Raw genomic sequence first — 13796 nt, 5'->3', positions numbered from 1 at the left:
TTGTTCACTCGACATCGCTTTCTAGGGAAAAACAAGCAAGAGCGACCCTGCAGCGAAGCGAAGCGGCGAGATGCTTGTCCAAGGAAAACGATGCGAGACGAACAAAAAAGCGCAATCCTTCTCGTTAGAGAAAAATTGCACTTTACCTTCAGTCTCAAAGCACTCTAGACACAAAATCTAGAGTGCTTTTTGATACTGTTCTATTATTTGCTTGTTTGTTTGATCGGGAACCAGCCTGGACGACTTGTGATGCCTGCCCATAATGCATCTGGAACGACGAGTTCTGCTTGTGCTTCTGGATCAAGTTCGGTCCGGATTGACGCAAGATCACCCGCTTCGACTTTTTCAACCCACTTCGGTTCCATGATCAGCTCACGACCGAGAGCGATCATTGGAACGACAGCCAAACCTTGTTCGACTTCGTCCGCTGTGTGCAACGATCCAACACCGATGACAGGTACTTGTTCGCCAACACGTTCTTGGACGAGCGTGATTGGTGATGTCGTTGCATTTTCGTCACGAATCGAACCTGCGAAGAAGTCCATCACGGAAACGTGCAAGTAATCGAGGTCTTTTTTCGCCAGCTCATCGACGAGACGCATCGTATCATCGAGTGTAATTCCTGGATTTTCGATCTCTTCTGGAGAGAAACGGTATCCGACGATGAACGAAGGATCTTGTTTCGCGACAGCTTCGACTGCATCCACGACCGCTAATGGGAAGGCGAGACGTTTTTCTAAGCTACCGCCCCATTTGTCTTCGCGACGGTTTGAATGTGGTGAGAAGAATTGTTGAATCAAGTACGTATTCGCACCGTGAATCTCAACACCATCAAATCCAGCTTCCATCGCACGACGTGTCGCTTGACCGAATGCTTCAACGATTGCTTCAACTTCTTCTGCCTCTAGCGCACGAGGTGTCATTGCCCCTTCACGTACAGGTGCAACAGCACTTGCACTGACTGTTTGCCCACCGACGAGTTCTGGTGGTGCCATACGACCAGCGTGGAAGATTTGTAAGATTGCTTTTGCGCCTTTATCTTGAATCGTTTTTGCGAGTCGCTTCAGACTTGGAACGAGATCGTCACGATGCGCACCGAATTCATTCGGGAATCCTTGACCGTCTGCTGTGACGTTCGCACATGCTGTAATGACCGCACTGACGCCACCTGAACGTTCTGCATAGTACGCGAGTTCCGCATCCGATACTTCGCCGTTCTCTTGTGCTGCATAGTTCGTCATCGGTGCCATCAAGACGCGGTTTTTCAGCGTCACACCGTTTGGTAATGTAAATGGTTCAAACATTGCTTGAGTTGCCATGAGTGAAGTGCCTCCTCTTAATTTCTTGAATTGAATATCGACAGTATACGCTCGTCTTCCTCTGAATAGCTACTGATGTGCTTACGCAATGTGTCACTTGCGGATTGCTTTACGGCGCCCCCCCGGCCACCACCAGTTCCAGTGACCAAATAGTTTCATCAGTGCGGGGACGAGGAGCATCCGGACGATCGTGGCATCAATAAAAATCGCAAGCGCGATACCGACGCCTAGTTGTTTAATTGGACTGACGCCCGTGAAGGCAAACGCTCCTGTGACGACAATCATGATTAAGGCAGCAGACGTAATGATCTTACTCGTCTTCGCAAGCCCCATCTCGGTCGCGTAATCGTTATCGCCCGTCTCGTCATAATATTCTTCCATTCGCGAGACGAGGAACACTTCATAATCCATCGATAAACCAAAGACGAGTGAGAAGATGAAGACCGGTGTCAGAATTCCGATCGTCTCCTGCGGAAGAACTGCGCCGGACTCAAACAAGATGACGAGTAATCCGAATGTCGCTCCTAGACTAAGCAAATTCATCAAAATCGCCTTGATTGGGATCAAGATGGACCGGAACGCAATCAGCAAGATGATGAATGTCGCCAAAACGACGACACCGACTGCTAGTGGGAGTTTCGATTCAATGGCATCATAAATTTCCTGATTGAAGGCTGCTGGTCCTCCGACAAGGTAACCGTCCGCCTGCATCTTTCGCACCCAGTCCTGCGAAGCAGCATCGCCGGGATCGCCTTTTAAGTTAACATCAATTCGTGCTTGGTCGTCCTCTGACAAAAATGCCGTTAAAGCTTCGCGTCCGGTCGGAACAGCGAGTAACTGTTCGAGCGGCACTTGTTGCTGTTCGGCAATCGTTGCGGCGGATACGACGGAACGCACATCGGGATCCGACTCGAGTCGAATCGTCACGTCTTCGATTTTTTCTCGCCCCACCTCTGAGGAAGCATCAGCAGATAAGATGAGGACGGCGTCCGTTCCATCGTTTCCGAATGTTTTTTCCCACGACTCAAAAGCGAGACGCGACGGATACGATTCTGGTAAAGCAGTCGCTTGCGGAATATTCAACGTCAAGTCGCGTAACGGCAATAAACAAGGTAACAACAGCAATAAGGACAAAATCGTGACTGCGACTGGACGTTTCATGACGAAACGAGCGAGGCGACGCCAACGATCTTCACTACGACCTGCTCGTCGCCGGAAAAGTCGTCCTTTCTCTAACACCTTCCCGAAGACGATCAATAGTGCTGGTAGTAACGTTAATGCACTGATGACTGCCCCGAGGACCGAAACGAGCGTCCCGATCGCGACAGCCTGGAAGACATCCACATCAATCAGTAATAGCCCGGCAAGTCCGACGAATACACAGATTCCGGAAAATAAAATCGAACGCCCTGCCGTCTCAACCGAACGGATCGCCGCCTTCCGAATATTTTGTCCGTCCTGCCGTTCTTCTCGGAAACGGTTGACGTATAACAGCGAAAAATCAATTCCGAGCGCCAGCGAAATCATCGCGACCGCATTCAAGACGAAGATCGATAATTCTTGTTGTCCGGCGACAAAATAAAGAACACCGGCACCAAAGACAAAAGTGACGAGTCCCATGATCAACGGTAGGATGGCGGCAATCGGAGTACCAAAAACGAGTAGCAAGACGATCAACGCTGCTGGAATCCCGATCAACTCAGCCCGGATGAGGTCATTTTTTGACGCTGTGTTCAAATCATCAACGACGACTGGTTCACCCGTTAACCGAATCGTTCCGGTGTCATCCAGTTGACGTGTGACCGCAGCTGCCCATTTCGCATCAAGTGTCGGTACACCGACCGTCACGTATCCCTTATCGTCCCGAATCGCTCGCGGATTTTCGACGGGACCAATGACGTTCCCGACGCCTTTGATGTCACGGAAGCGCTCGACATGTTGCACCATCGTTTGTTGTAGGTTCTCTTGATTCTCAAATAGGACGATGATCGTATGCGGATCCTGACCGAAATCTTGATCGAGTACTCTCTCGACGCGTTGAAAATCACCGTCACGTGTAAACCCGTTTCCTTCAAGCCGATCCGGTAATTGGTAGGCAAAATAACCAAGCACGACAAGCAGGATCGCCCAAACGACCAACACTCCTCGAAAATACGTACTCATCAGATGACCAAGCCGTTCCATGATGCGTCCCCTTTCTGTATAAACGTACAAAAAACATCCTTCTTGCTGAAAAGCGAAAAGGATGTTTCATTACGTCTTTTGAAAAATTTGAACCCATGTGTTGCCGAATGTCGACGATGTCGATACGATCGCAAGACGTCGCGCCTCTTCATCGAGTAACACACTTTTGAGTAAAACGGAGGAATGACATCCCTCGAACTTATATTTCAGCTGATTCTTCTCATACAAGTAAAAACGAGATGAATCGGTGATCGAAAACAATTGGTGCCGGTGATCAACGAGTGAGTACTCCGCGTAATCTGAAAAAGGAATAATCGATTCCTGATTCGTCGCAGCGTCCCAAATCACATACCGTTTTTGTAGATCATCATAAGAAATGATTGTCGTAGGTGCGATGAATCGTTCGAACGTCAAACGTGTATCATATCCTCGCTCCACTAAGCGTCCGAATAGTGGCGCCTCTTCATAATTTGAGTACCGCCAGTCCCCTGTTTGAACGTTCACACAGACGACGTCTGTTTCTGCCGTGTACAGAAAGATCTCATCATCTTGCCACAAGAATAAATTACTGAACCATGCTTCGGAAAAAGCAGCGGGTCGCTTGATATAATCTAAATGCCCTTGCTCTAAATCTAGTAAACCAAAATAAGCTGACTCTTCAAATACGATGAACAATCGTCCACCGCCTGGCTCAATGTACCAGGAGAATGGAACATACGCACATGCTGTTTCCCATAGTGGTCTTAAATCCGCATCACATTTCATAAATCCGTGGCGATCTCGAAAAAGAAGCAAATCCTCCCCGATTCGATCGAACAGTGAGACGGATTCATGGAGTAACAGCTCTGCAGCAGGTTTATACATATGCATCACTTCCTACTTCATACGGTATCAACCTTCTCAGTTTCTCGCTACTATTGATGCGCTCGACTTGCACCTCCTGTTATACTAACTTCATGGAAAAAGGAGGACGAACACGATGAAACCTTTACAATTATCAGCAGAGACGGCTGTCGAACTCGCAAAACGTCTGAACGTACCACTTGAACAACTGATGCATATGCCGCGCCATATCTTGATTCAAAAGCTCGTCGAACTCGAGCAGGAACAAGCGAAAACGGAATCGGATTCGTCTAGCGAATCGGAATCTTGAGTAAAAAGCCTCTATTCCAACGCGGAAGGAGGCTTTAATCTTCGTTTAAGATTGTGGATGATAGTCGGATTTACCGTAACGGAAGACATTGATGATTGCTTTTCCGTCACTCGGATAACCGTTCGGATGATCGATCGGGAAGAGGGAGAAAAAGACGAAATAAAACGAGAAATACGCAAATTGGTACGTAAAGATCGATGCCTCGAACACACCGGCATATATGAGACCATTTACGACTAAGATACTCACCAAGTTCGCGATCGATCCACCAGCGTAGACCATGATATTAGCAAACTTCGTTTCATGACGTAGTGCCTCATACTGACACCATCCATCCCAAAAATAAACACGATTCAGTCGAATCGGACCAACACGAAGCAATGACTTGCCTGAACCAATATTAATTTCCATGTTTCCACCGAACAATCGGGCGAAAAAGTAATGTCCCATCTCATGAATCAATGTCACGATAGGCAACAGCAAAAAGAACGACAAAAAGAACTTCCATAAATCACCGAAACCGAACATACAACGTACACCCTCTCACTTCAAAACAATATCTTAAATACTACATATGAATTTTCCCGAAAGATGTATCTTCAAACAATGTTTCGATGATTTTCGCAAGTCAATTGCATGACAGACTGACATCGGACTGTCATCCACGCAAAAAAGGACGAAGCCCTATAGCGCTCCGTCCTTCTTGATTTAATCGGTTTTCTTACGACGCTTGTTCGCTGCGTACAACAATCCGATGATTGTCAGTGCTGCACCACCTGCTACCGCATATTTCTTGTAGTCCGCTTTTCGTTCGGCGATGACCGTCGTCGTCAATGCTTGGACGACCAACTGTTTCTCTTCATGCAGTCGTGGTGCGTGCAACTTAACAGCACCCGACTCCACCAATACCTCGAATTCACCGTTTGGCAATTCAATCGTAATATCCTCTTCCGTCGCATTGTGATAGACACGCTGCCGTTCGACGTACCCTTCATAGGTGCGCTTCAGTTCAAAGGCAATGACACCTTCCCCTTCTTCAAGGAAGCGTAGATGTTTTTTGATCATCGCTGCGTTTGCGAGACGGAACATCGGATACTGACGACGGAGGGCAATCAATCCTTTGACGTACTCGACTGCCGGACGCTCTGTTTCCGCCCGTTCATAGTCAAGACGATTGACGACCTCTCCGGCATTGAAGCTGTCACGAATTCCGTCCTTCGTCCGGAAGAACTCTTGTCCGGCATGGAGGAACGGAATCCCTTGCCCCGTCAAGATGATGGCATTTGCGAGCATTTGCCGTTTCCGGCGTATCGCTTCCGTATCCTCTGGACGAGACACCGTTAATTTATCCCAAATCGTCAAATCATCGTGTGCTTCGACGTACGAGACGACCTGATTCGGTTCATCGGCAAATCCTTGCGAAGAGACGTTACCAGCGATTCCCCGCTTGACTTCACTCGTCCGGTCGAATGCACCGCTGATGAAACCGCGGTCTTCCGGCGTTTGAACATCGCCTTTGACCCCGTCCCGTAAGCCGTTATTGAAATGAGCGATTCCTGGCATCTTCGGTGCGTTGAAGTAGTTCGCTTTTTCTTCTGGATCGAGTGGCGTATCGAGATCCCAGCCTTCACCAATGATTAGAATCGACGGATCGATCCGGTCAAGTGCATGGCGCACCTGATTCATCGTCTCGACATCATGCAGTCCCATCAAATCGAATCGGAAACCGTCCAGATGGTACTCTTTCGCCCAGTACGTCACACAATCAAGAATGAACTTCCGCATCATCAGACGTTCAGATGCCGTATCATTTCCACAGAAACTACCGTTTGACAAGCTACCATCCGCCTCTTGACGATAGAAGTATCCCGGAACGAATTGACCAAGCGGAACCGTTGCCGCATCATACGTATGATTGAAGACGACGTCCATGATGACACGAATTCCGCGGTCATGTAACGCTTGTACCAATTGTTTTAATTCAAGGATTCGTGTTCGGGGATCATCCGGATTCGATGAGTACGAACCTTCCGGCGCAAAGTAGTTCACCGGATCATACCCCCAGTTATAGTTATCCGGGTCGTTCGACGCTGTCTCATTGACTGAGCCAAAATCATAGATCGGTAGTAACTGGACATGTGTCACACCAAGATCCGCTAAATAATCAAGTCCTGTCAATCCACCATTTGGTGTCCGGGTCCCTGCTTCCGTCAGCCCAGCGAACGTACCACGTGCGACGATACCACTAGCCGGATGACTCGTTGCATCGCGTACATGTAATTCATACACAACTGCGTCTTGCGAAGAATGGAACAGTGGGCGTTCTTCAATCCATCGTTCCGGTGTCACACTTGTCGGGTCAATTAACGCACCGCGTTTCCCGTTCGTTCCGACGGCTTTCGCATACGGATCGACCGCCTCGACTTTTTGTCCGTTGATGCTCGCTTGAAACGTATAGAAATAACCTTCATATGCCGCTCGATCGAGTTCAACGACGTACGTTCCCCGTTCGCCTGCCATCATCTCGACCTCTTCGACTTTTCGTGCGCGTAGTGTCTTGTAGAGACGAATCACGACACGTTCTGCCGTCGGCGCCCACAAGCGCACGCGAATCGCTGTCTCTGAGAAGGTCGCTCCTAAATCATTTCCACTATAGGCAAATCGCTCATCCAGTTCTTGCGGTGTGAGCGTCAACATGTCTGCTGTTTGTTTCAAAGCTAAGCACCCCTTTCATTTCATGGTTTTTATTATAACAAAATTTCAAAGCAGTGGACGCTTCCGGTATTCCTCTCTAAAATAGAGAGTGGAATGAAAGGGGAGATTAACATGGCAGCAAAAGATAATTCATTTGATATCGTGTCACAAATCAACATCGAGGAAGTCAAGAACGCCGTCCAGATCGCTTTGAAGGAAATTACGAACCGCTTCGACTTCAAAGGTTCAAAGAGCGACATGAAGCTCGAAAAAGAGGATTTGATTCTAATCTCAGATGACGATTTTAAACTCGATCAAGTCAAAGATGTCTTAACAGCAAAATTGATCAAGCGCGAAGTCCCGACCAAAAACCTGCAGTATGAAAAAGTCGAGCAGGCTGCTGGGAACACGGTTCGTCAACGCGTCATTCTGAAAAGTGGAATCGATCGTGACGATGCGAAAAAAATCAACAATGCCGTCAAAGAATCAAAATTAAAAGTGAAGACACAGATCCAAGATGATCAAATCCGTGTCACAGGTAAATCACGTGACGACTTGCAACAAGTCATGCAAATCGTTCGTGAGCTTCCGTTATCGGTCGACGTTCAGTTCATTAACTTCCGTTAATCCACTCGCGTCAAATCGGCTGAACGTTCTTGTTCAGTCCATCAAACAAAAAAGGGAGGTGCTTTCTGGATCGTATCCAAAAAGTACCTCCCTTCATTTATAGTGTTGCTTACTGCGCTGTATAACCACCATCAAGAACAACTGCTTGACCCGTGACACCTGCTGCTTTGTCACTTGCAAGGAAAATAGCGTAATCCGCGATTTCTTTGACTTGGAGTAACCGTTGTTGCGGGACAAGTGGATAGATGACTTCTTCTAATACACGTTCGAGTGGTACATTCCGTGTTTCAGCGAGCGAAGACAATTGGTTTTGGACGAGTGGTGTATCGACATATCCTGGGCAAATCGCGTTGACCGTGATACCTGAAGTTGCTCCTTCTAATGCTGCGACTTTCGTTAAACCGATGACGCCGTGTTTCGCACTGTTATAAGCAGCTTTCCCTGCAAAACCAATCAATCCGTTGATTGATGACATGTTTAAGATACGTCCAGAGCCTTGTTTTTTCATGATCGGGAAGACATATTTCGTATAGAGGAACGGTGCACGAAGCATGATGCTTTGAAGCAAGTCAAATTTCTCAGTTGAGAACTCTTCGATTGGTGAGACGTGCTGCATTCCTGCGTTGTTGATGACGATATCGATCGTTCCGTAATGCGCGACAGTCTGTTCGATACTTGATTTGATTGCTTCTTCATTCGTCACATCACCCGCGACGGCAAATGCATCGAAGCCTTTTTCACGAAGTGTTTCAGCAGAGCGTTTTGCAGCTTCTTCCTGAAGATCGACGATAACGACCTTCGCACCTTCTTGGGCGAATTCTTCAGCGATCTCAAGACCGATTCCGCTTGCTGCTCCTGTAATCAATGCAACTTTTCCTTCGAGTTGTTTCATCATGATGGATTCCTTCTTTCTTTATCTTTACGTGTTCGGTCTCTTTACTGTACGCTGATTGAAAGAATAATAAAAATGAATACTTGTTATGACATCTATAACTCAAAAGAATAGGAGAATACTGATGGATTTCCGCCAACTGGAATACTTTACGGAAGTGGCACGCTTCAAAAGCTTTACTCGTGCCGCTGAACATCTCCACGTCACGCAACCGACACTCAGTAAAATGGTCCGTCACTTAGAAGAAGAACTTGAGATGGAATTGTTCGATCGGAGTAAACGACAAATCGTCCTGACGGATGCCGGTGAGACCTTATTGATTGAAGGTGAAAAGATTCTGCGGCAGTTATCTGACCTGCCTTCCCACCTCTATGATGTCATGCATCTGACGAAGGGAACGATTCGGCTCGGCGTGCCCCCACTGATCGGTTCGCTGTTTTTCCCGGGTCTACTACGTCACTTCGAAGAGATGTATCCGATGATTCAAATCGAATTAATCGAAGCTGGTGGACATGCGCTAGAAAAAGCGGTTGTCGCCGGTGAAGTCGATTTGATCGCAACGGTGTTGCCTTCAGATGAGCATTTAACGACTCATCCTTTCATTGAAGAAGAATTGCATTTGTTTTTACCAAGTAATCATCCACTCGCTGATAGGTCAATGATTGCGTTAGAGGAAGTCGCGGACATGCCGTTCGTCTTGTTCAATGAAACATTCTCGCTTCACGATGTCGTCTTGAACGCCTGTCAGGATGCTGGATTTACGCCTAACGTGTCGCGGGTGAGCTCGCAATGGGACTTCTTATGTTTACTAGTCGCAGAAGGAAATGCCGTGACTGTCCTGCCGCGTTCGATCGCGGATCGCTTTTCGATTCGTGGCGTCAAAACGATTCCGCTTGAAACACGTGTTCCGTGGCACTTAGGAATCGCCGTCCCGACCGGTCGCTATCAATCGTACGTGACGCGGAAATGGATCCAATTCGTCAGCGAGATGTATTCCAAATAAGCATACCTTTCATAAAAACCATGTATTTGTAGCATGGTATTTCTTCCTTTACGATAAGAACATCGTTAAAAAAGAAAGGAAGTCCTTTACCATGGCAACTCATTTTGAATCACGTCACGAAACAGGCGTAAAAAAACTCAGCGAATTCACAGACGCAAACGCTGCACAATCTACGCATGACAAAATCTCTGAATCCCTGAAAGATATCGCTCCAGCAGTCGGTGAGTGGATTACGGATTTCGCATACGGTGAAGTTTACAGCCGCGATGGTCTCGTCAACCGTGACCGCGCAATCGTTACGATTGCTTCTCTCGTCACACAAGGTACAGAACCACAGCTTGCTCTCCACATCAATACTGGATTGACAGCTGGTTTAACAGGAAACGAAATCGTCGAAGCTATCATGCATCTTGTTCCTTACACTGGATTCCCACGTGTCTTGAACGCACTCGAAGTCGCAAAAGTCGTCTTCGCAGAACGTGGCGTCACAGTCGAAACAGAATAAGATCCGTACGACTTAATTGAAAAAAAGATGGGCATGACGCATTTTCGGGTATCTCCTTAACAAAGGAGTGGTCGATTATGCGTTATGCCCTTTTTGCGGATCTTCACAGCTCAGTAGCCGACACAGCGGCTGTCCTAGCTGACATACGGCGGCTCGCTCCCGATGCGCATGTGTTTTGTCTCGGTGATGTTCATGAATGCCATATCGGTAAAAAGCGAGCGAAGCGCTATTCTTTTGAATCGCTCTCCCTCGTCGTAACGCTCGATGATGATTTTTTAGAGCTGATTGATTTTAAGACGTTACTTGGTAATCAAGAAGAGCGCATCCTGTCGCTCGTTCCACCGCATCTATCTCCTGTCATCGATGCATTACGCGATTGCCCTCGAAAACAACGGATCGAGGGGGCGTTATTGATTCATGGAGATCAACTCAGTTGGTCGCGGGATTTTCTACCCGATCTGTCACAACAACGCGAACCGTTACTCTTTTTTGGTCATAGTCATATCAGAGGTTTGTTTCGAAATGGCATCGCGAAACCGAGCCCACTAGGTCAAACTTTATCCATCAAAGGAAAACGGTATGCCGTCAATCTAGGTCCCGTCGTCTTCGAACGAGAGTGGTGTCTTTACGATTCAGAGCAACAAACGATCGTATTCCATCAGGCGAACTAAGAAGATACGACAAAAGCCGTCGGGCACAGGGCTCGACGGCTTTTGTTCGTGCATCTTATTGATCAGAGATACCGGACAAGCGATGCCTTGACGACATCCACTTGTGTGAAGTTCGTTTCTTCCGCGAATGTTTCGATGACTTGACGGACATCCCCTTGACGACGTACGAAGCTCGTTGGGACTGGTGTCGTACCGACAAGTTGCTCATGCAGACTCGTCAATCGATGATCATCGATGATCGTCGTCATCAAATCAAGGAACAGGAGAACATGCAGACGGTTCAAATAATCCCACGGCTTGTCTTCCGAACGGAATTCATTTCGAGCGAGCCACTTTTTCAATCCGATCGCATCGATTTGACTCAACGTCTCTGTCGTGCGTGCCGACTTCCAAAGCGTCAACAGTTCACCCAGTTTTTTTCGTGTCTGTTTCTTACGCATGAAGAATTCAAAATTATCTTTCGTCCGTAATGCGTCTCCTTCGATCGCAGCAATCAAATCAGCTTCCGGCGCCGTCACGAAATCGTGAACGAAATCGACAGACTCTCCCGGTAACCAAGCAGCGACTTTCCCGTGAAAATCAGCCATGAAAGCGACCGTTTCTGCCAAAGGCTCCTGCTTCATCTGTGAAGCAGCTTGCTGTAATCGTTCTTTCGTCTCAGTCTTCATAATCTACCTCTTCTTATTCGTGGATTGGTCTTACATTTCTTCTGGAGCGCCGACACCGAGTAAACGAAGACCTTCTGTCAAGACAATCGTGACGGACTTGACGAGTGCAAGACGCGATTGTTTTGCTGCGTCATCTTCGAGAACACGGACGTGTCCGTAGTATTTATTAAAGCTTTGTGCAAGATCTAAGACATAACGGCTGATGATTGATGGCTCACGACGTGTGAACGCGCGATCGATGACCGTCGAGAATTGGTTCAGCATCGAGACGACACCCCATGCATGATCATCGGAACTACCAGCGAATGGTGTGCCATCATAGCCACCTTTACGAAGCAACGAGTGCGCACGAGCATTCGTGTACTGGACATACGGTCCTGTTTCGCCTTCGAATTTCAACATCTGCTCAAGATCGAACTCGATGTTGTTCATCCGTTCGTTCTTCAAGTCGTGGAAGATGACGGCGCCGACACCAACTTGACGAGCCGTTGCTTCAGCATTCGCTAAGTTCGGATTTTTTTCAGCGATGTTTTGCTTCGCGACGTCGATCGCTTCTTGTAGTACTTCTTCAAGTAAGACAATCCGACCTTTACGCGTCGACATTTTCTTTCCGTCCTTCATGATCAGACCAAACGGCACATGGTGCATGCCGTCGACGTTCTCAAATCCAAGTTTCTTCAGGACTGCGAATAACTGCTTGAAGTGAAGCGCTTGTTCCCCACCGACGACGTAGAACGCTTGCTCAAAACGATACGTTTCAAGACGATAGACAGCAGCTGCTAAGTCACGTGTCGCATAAAGCGTTGCGCCATCTTTCTTTTTAATCAAGGCAGGCGGCATACCTTCTGCTTCGAGGTCGACGACCATTGCCCCTTCTGATTCGACGAGAAGATTTTTTTCTTCGAGCAAATCGATGACGTGTTGCATCTTATCGTTGTAGAAGGCTTCTCCGTTCAAGCTATCGAATTTAACACCGAGCATCTCATAGACACGGTTGAACTCAACGAGTGAGACTTCACGGAACCACGTCCAAAGCGTCGTCGCCTGCTCGTCACCTTGTTCGAGTTTTTTGAACCAGAGACGCCCTTCGTCCTCAAGTGCCGGATTTGTTTCCGCTTCTTCGTGGAACCGAACGTATAACTTCAACAATTCCTTGATTGGTTCTGCACGGACCGCTTCTTCCTCACCCCACATCGTATAGGCGACCATCAATTTCCCGAACTGTGTTCCCCAGTCCCCTAAGTGGTTGACACCAACGACATCGTAACCTTTCTTACGTGAGATTTGGTTAAGCGCGTTCCCGATGACCGTCGAACGCAAGTGCCCCATCGAGAAAGGTTTCGCAATGTTTGGTGATGAGAAGTCCGTGACAATCGTTTTTCCATTGGCTTCACTTGATCCGAATGCCTCTTGCTCCGTCAGGACTTGGTTGACGATTTCTTGCGAGACGACTTCCCGGTTCAAGAAGACGTTGATATAAGGACCAACGGCTTGAACGTTCGAGAACAGCGGTGCGTCGATTTTTTCTGCGATATCTGAAGCGATCATGTTCGGTGCTTTGCGGAATGCTTTCGCAAGCATGAAACATGGGAATGCCAGATCTCCATGATCTTCATGTTTCGGTTGCTCGATCAGTTGTTCGATTTGTTCAACCGATAAGGCACCTTCCATGACGTGATGTAATACTTCTGCATACTGCGCTTTATAACTCATCTTTATTTCCTCCTGCTTTACTGATTTTTTGGCAATAAAAAACGCCCCTTGCGCCACGCGCAAAGAGACGGAATGACCGCGGTACCACTCTTCTTGGTGTCATTTCGACACCCACCTTGTTCGGGGATAACGGGGTTCCCCCGGCTACGCCTTTTCCATCAGGAATCGGGTAGCGTCTCAGAAGTGCGTTTCACGACCGGTTCGTCCTCAGGCTTCCACCATTCCCTGATTCGCTAGTTGACGAAAATCAACCGTTACTCTCTTCATCATCGACTGTATTCGATATCTTTCACATTATACGCAATTCTTTCTTTTCTCTCAACCTTATTTTTTTGGTAAATGGCTTATCAAAATTTCCACAATTCGG

13 protein-coding genes and 1 other annotated feature are annotated in these 13796 nt (G+C 47.6%); of the genes, 5 read left to right on the top strand and 8 right to left on the bottom strand.

The window, feature by feature from the left end; translation table 11 throughout:
* Positions 1 to 203: 203 nt before the first annotated feature.
* From ACHWTJ_RS13685 to ACHWTJ_RS13675, 3 genes are all read right to left on the bottom strand, one after another.
* Positions 204 to 1319: an NADH-dependent flavin oxidoreductase gene (locus ACHWTJ_RS13685; protein ID WP_058265686.1), complete on the bottom strand. Its 1116-nt coding sequence runs from the start codon at positions 1317 to 1319 to the stop codon at positions 204 to 206.
* Positions 1320 to 1412: 93 nt separating this feature from the next.
* Positions 1413 to 3503 carry an MMPL family transporter gene (locus ACHWTJ_RS13680; protein WP_294739957.1) on the bottom strand — a complete coding sequence of 697 codons (2091 nt, stop codon included), beginning with the start codon at positions 3501 to 3503 and terminating at the stop codon, positions 1413 to 1415.
* Between the two features lie 69 nt (positions 3504 to 3572).
* A complete protein-coding gene (locus ACHWTJ_RS13675) occupies positions 3573 to 4367 on the bottom strand; it encodes a hypothetical protein (RefSeq protein WP_294739961.1) in 795 nt (264 codons plus the stop codon).
* Between the two features lie 115 nt (positions 4368 to 4482).
* Between ACHWTJ_RS13675 and ACHWTJ_RS13670 the strand changes: the two genes are divergently transcribed.
* Complete coding sequence (locus ACHWTJ_RS13670) at positions 4483 to 4656, top strand: YycC family protein (RefSeq protein ID WP_023469668.1); 174 nt, start codon at positions 4483 to 4485, stop codon at positions 4654 to 4656.
* A gap of 45 nt (positions 4657 to 4701) precedes the next feature.
* On the opposite strand, the gene ACHWTJ_RS13665 is transcribed toward ACHWTJ_RS13670, so the two are convergent.
* Together ACHWTJ_RS13665 and pulA are read right to left on the bottom strand one after the other, a co-directional pair.
* Positions 4702 to 5184, bottom strand: a complete 483-nt coding sequence (locus ACHWTJ_RS13665) for a site-2 protease family protein (RefSeq protein WP_058265683.1) — start codon at positions 5182 to 5184, stop codon at positions 4702 to 4704.
* Between the two features lie 180 nt (positions 5185 to 5364).
* Positions 5365 to 7371 (bottom strand): type I pullulanase, encoded by a 2007-nt coding sequence (gene pulA / locus ACHWTJ_RS13660; RefSeq protein ID WP_294748137.1) that lies wholly within the window; start codon positions 7369 to 7371, stop codon positions 5365 to 5367.
* A gap of 111 nt (positions 7372 to 7482) precedes the next feature.
* Here pulA and ACHWTJ_RS13655 point away from each other — a divergent pair, with 111 nt between their 5' ends.
* Positions 7483 to 7977: a YajQ family cyclic di-GMP-binding protein gene (locus ACHWTJ_RS13655; RefSeq protein WP_023469671.1), complete on the top strand. Its 495-nt coding sequence runs from the start codon at positions 7483 to 7485 to the stop codon at positions 7975 to 7977.
* A gap of 109 nt (positions 7978 to 8086) precedes the next feature.
* On the opposite strand, the gene ACHWTJ_RS13650 is transcribed toward ACHWTJ_RS13655, so the two are convergent.
* Positions 8087 to 8872, bottom strand: coding sequence for a 3-hydroxybutyrate dehydrogenase (locus ACHWTJ_RS13650; protein WP_029342884.1), 786 nt, complete (start codon positions 8870 to 8872; stop codon positions 8087 to 8089).
* A gap of 121 nt (positions 8873 to 8993) precedes the next feature.
* On the opposite strand from ACHWTJ_RS13650, the gene ACHWTJ_RS13645 reads away from it, so the two are divergent.
* The 3 genes from ACHWTJ_RS13645 to ACHWTJ_RS13635 all read left to right on the top strand — a co-directional run bounded on the left by ACHWTJ_RS13645 (position 8994) and on the right by ACHWTJ_RS13635 (position 11048).
* Positions 8994 to 9872 (top strand): LysR family transcriptional regulator, encoded by an 879-nt coding sequence (locus ACHWTJ_RS13645; protein WP_294739974.1) that lies wholly within the window; start codon positions 8994 to 8996, stop codon positions 9870 to 9872.
* Positions 9873 to 9963: 91 nt separating this feature from the next.
* On the top strand, positions 9964 to 10377 hold the full coding sequence (locus ACHWTJ_RS13640; RefSeq protein WP_023469674.1) for a carboxymuconolactone decarboxylase family protein: 414 nt from the start codon (positions 9964 to 9966) through the stop codon (positions 10375 to 10377).
* 77 nt (positions 10378 to 10454) lie between these two features.
* Positions 10455 to 11048 carry a metallophosphoesterase gene (locus tag ACHWTJ_RS13635; RefSeq protein WP_294739978.1) on the top strand — a complete coding sequence of 198 codons (594 nt, stop codon included), beginning with the start codon at positions 10455 to 10457 and terminating at the stop codon, positions 11046 to 11048.
* A 62-nt stretch (positions 11049 to 11110) separates the two neighbouring features.
* Here ACHWTJ_RS13635 and ACHWTJ_RS13630 read toward each other — a convergent pair whose 3' ends face one another.
* Together ACHWTJ_RS13630 and argS are read right to left on the bottom strand one after the other, a co-directional pair.
* On the bottom strand, positions 11111 to 11716 hold the full coding sequence (locus tag ACHWTJ_RS13630; protein ID WP_394679873.1) for a hypothetical protein: 606 nt from the start codon (positions 11714 to 11716) through the stop codon (positions 11111 to 11113).
* 30 nt (positions 11717 to 11746) lie between these two features.
* Positions 11747 to 13429: an arginine--tRNA ligase gene (argS, locus tag ACHWTJ_RS13625; protein WP_294751962.1), complete on the bottom strand. Its 1683-nt coding sequence runs from the start codon at positions 13427 to 13429 to the stop codon at positions 11747 to 11749.
* 60 nt (positions 13430 to 13489) lie between these two features.
* Positions 13490 to 13708: a binding site (T-box leader), on the bottom strand.
* Positions 13709 to 13796 lie beyond the last annotated feature (88 nt).

The organism is uncultured Exiguobacterium sp., assembly GCF_964277885.1.
Taxonomy (GTDB): Bacteria; Bacillota; Bacilli; order Exiguobacteriales; family Exiguobacteriaceae; genus Exiguobacterium_A.
This window is presented reverse-complemented; position numbering and strand designations above follow the sequence as displayed.

Excerpts from the sequence above, each read along its gene's own strand:
- ACHWTJ_RS13685 (WP_058265686.1), bottom strand. The coding sequence starts at position 1,319 with ATGGCAACTCAAGCAATGTTTGAACCATTTACATTACCAAACGGTGTG.
- ACHWTJ_RS13680 (WP_294739957.1), bottom strand. The coding sequence starts at position 3,503 with ATGGAACGGCTTGGTCATCTGATGAGTACGTATTTTCGAGGAGTGTTG.
- ACHWTJ_RS13675 (WP_294739961.1), bottom strand. The coding sequence starts at position 4,367 with ATGTATAAACCTGCTGCAGAGCTGTTACTCCATGAATCCGTCTCACTG.
- ACHWTJ_RS13670 (WP_023469668.1), top strand. The coding sequence starts at position 4,483 with ATGAAACCTTTACAATTATCAGCAGAGACGGCTGTCGAACTCGCAAAA.
- ACHWTJ_RS13665 (WP_058265683.1), bottom strand. The coding sequence starts at position 5,184 with ATGTTCGGTTTCGGTGATTTATGGAAGTTCTTTTTGTCGTTCTTTTTG.
- ACHWTJ_RS13655 (WP_023469671.1), top strand. The coding sequence starts at position 7,483 with ATGGCAGCAAAAGATAATTCATTTGATATCGTGTCACAAATCAACATC.
- ACHWTJ_RS13650 (WP_029342884.1), bottom strand. The coding sequence starts at position 8,872 with ATGATGAAACAACTCGAAGGAAAAGTTGCATTGATTACAGGAGCAGCA.
- ACHWTJ_RS13645 (WP_294739974.1), top strand. The coding sequence starts at position 8,994 with ATGGATTTCCGCCAACTGGAATACTTTACGGAAGTGGCACGCTTCAAA.
- ACHWTJ_RS13640 (WP_023469674.1), top strand. The coding sequence starts at position 9,964 with ATGGCAACTCATTTTGAATCACGTCACGAAACAGGCGTAAAAAAACTC.
- ACHWTJ_RS13635 (WP_294739978.1), top strand. The coding sequence starts at position 10,455 with ATGCGTTATGCCCTTTTTGCGGATCTTCACAGCTCAGTAGCCGACACA.
- ACHWTJ_RS13630 (WP_394679873.1), bottom strand. The coding sequence starts at position 11,716 with ATGAAGACTGAGACGAAAGAACGATTACAGCAAGCTGCTTCACAGATG.
- argS (WP_294751962.1), bottom strand. The coding sequence starts at position 13,429 with ATGAGTTATAAAGCGCAGTATGCAGAAGTATTACATCACGTCATGGAA.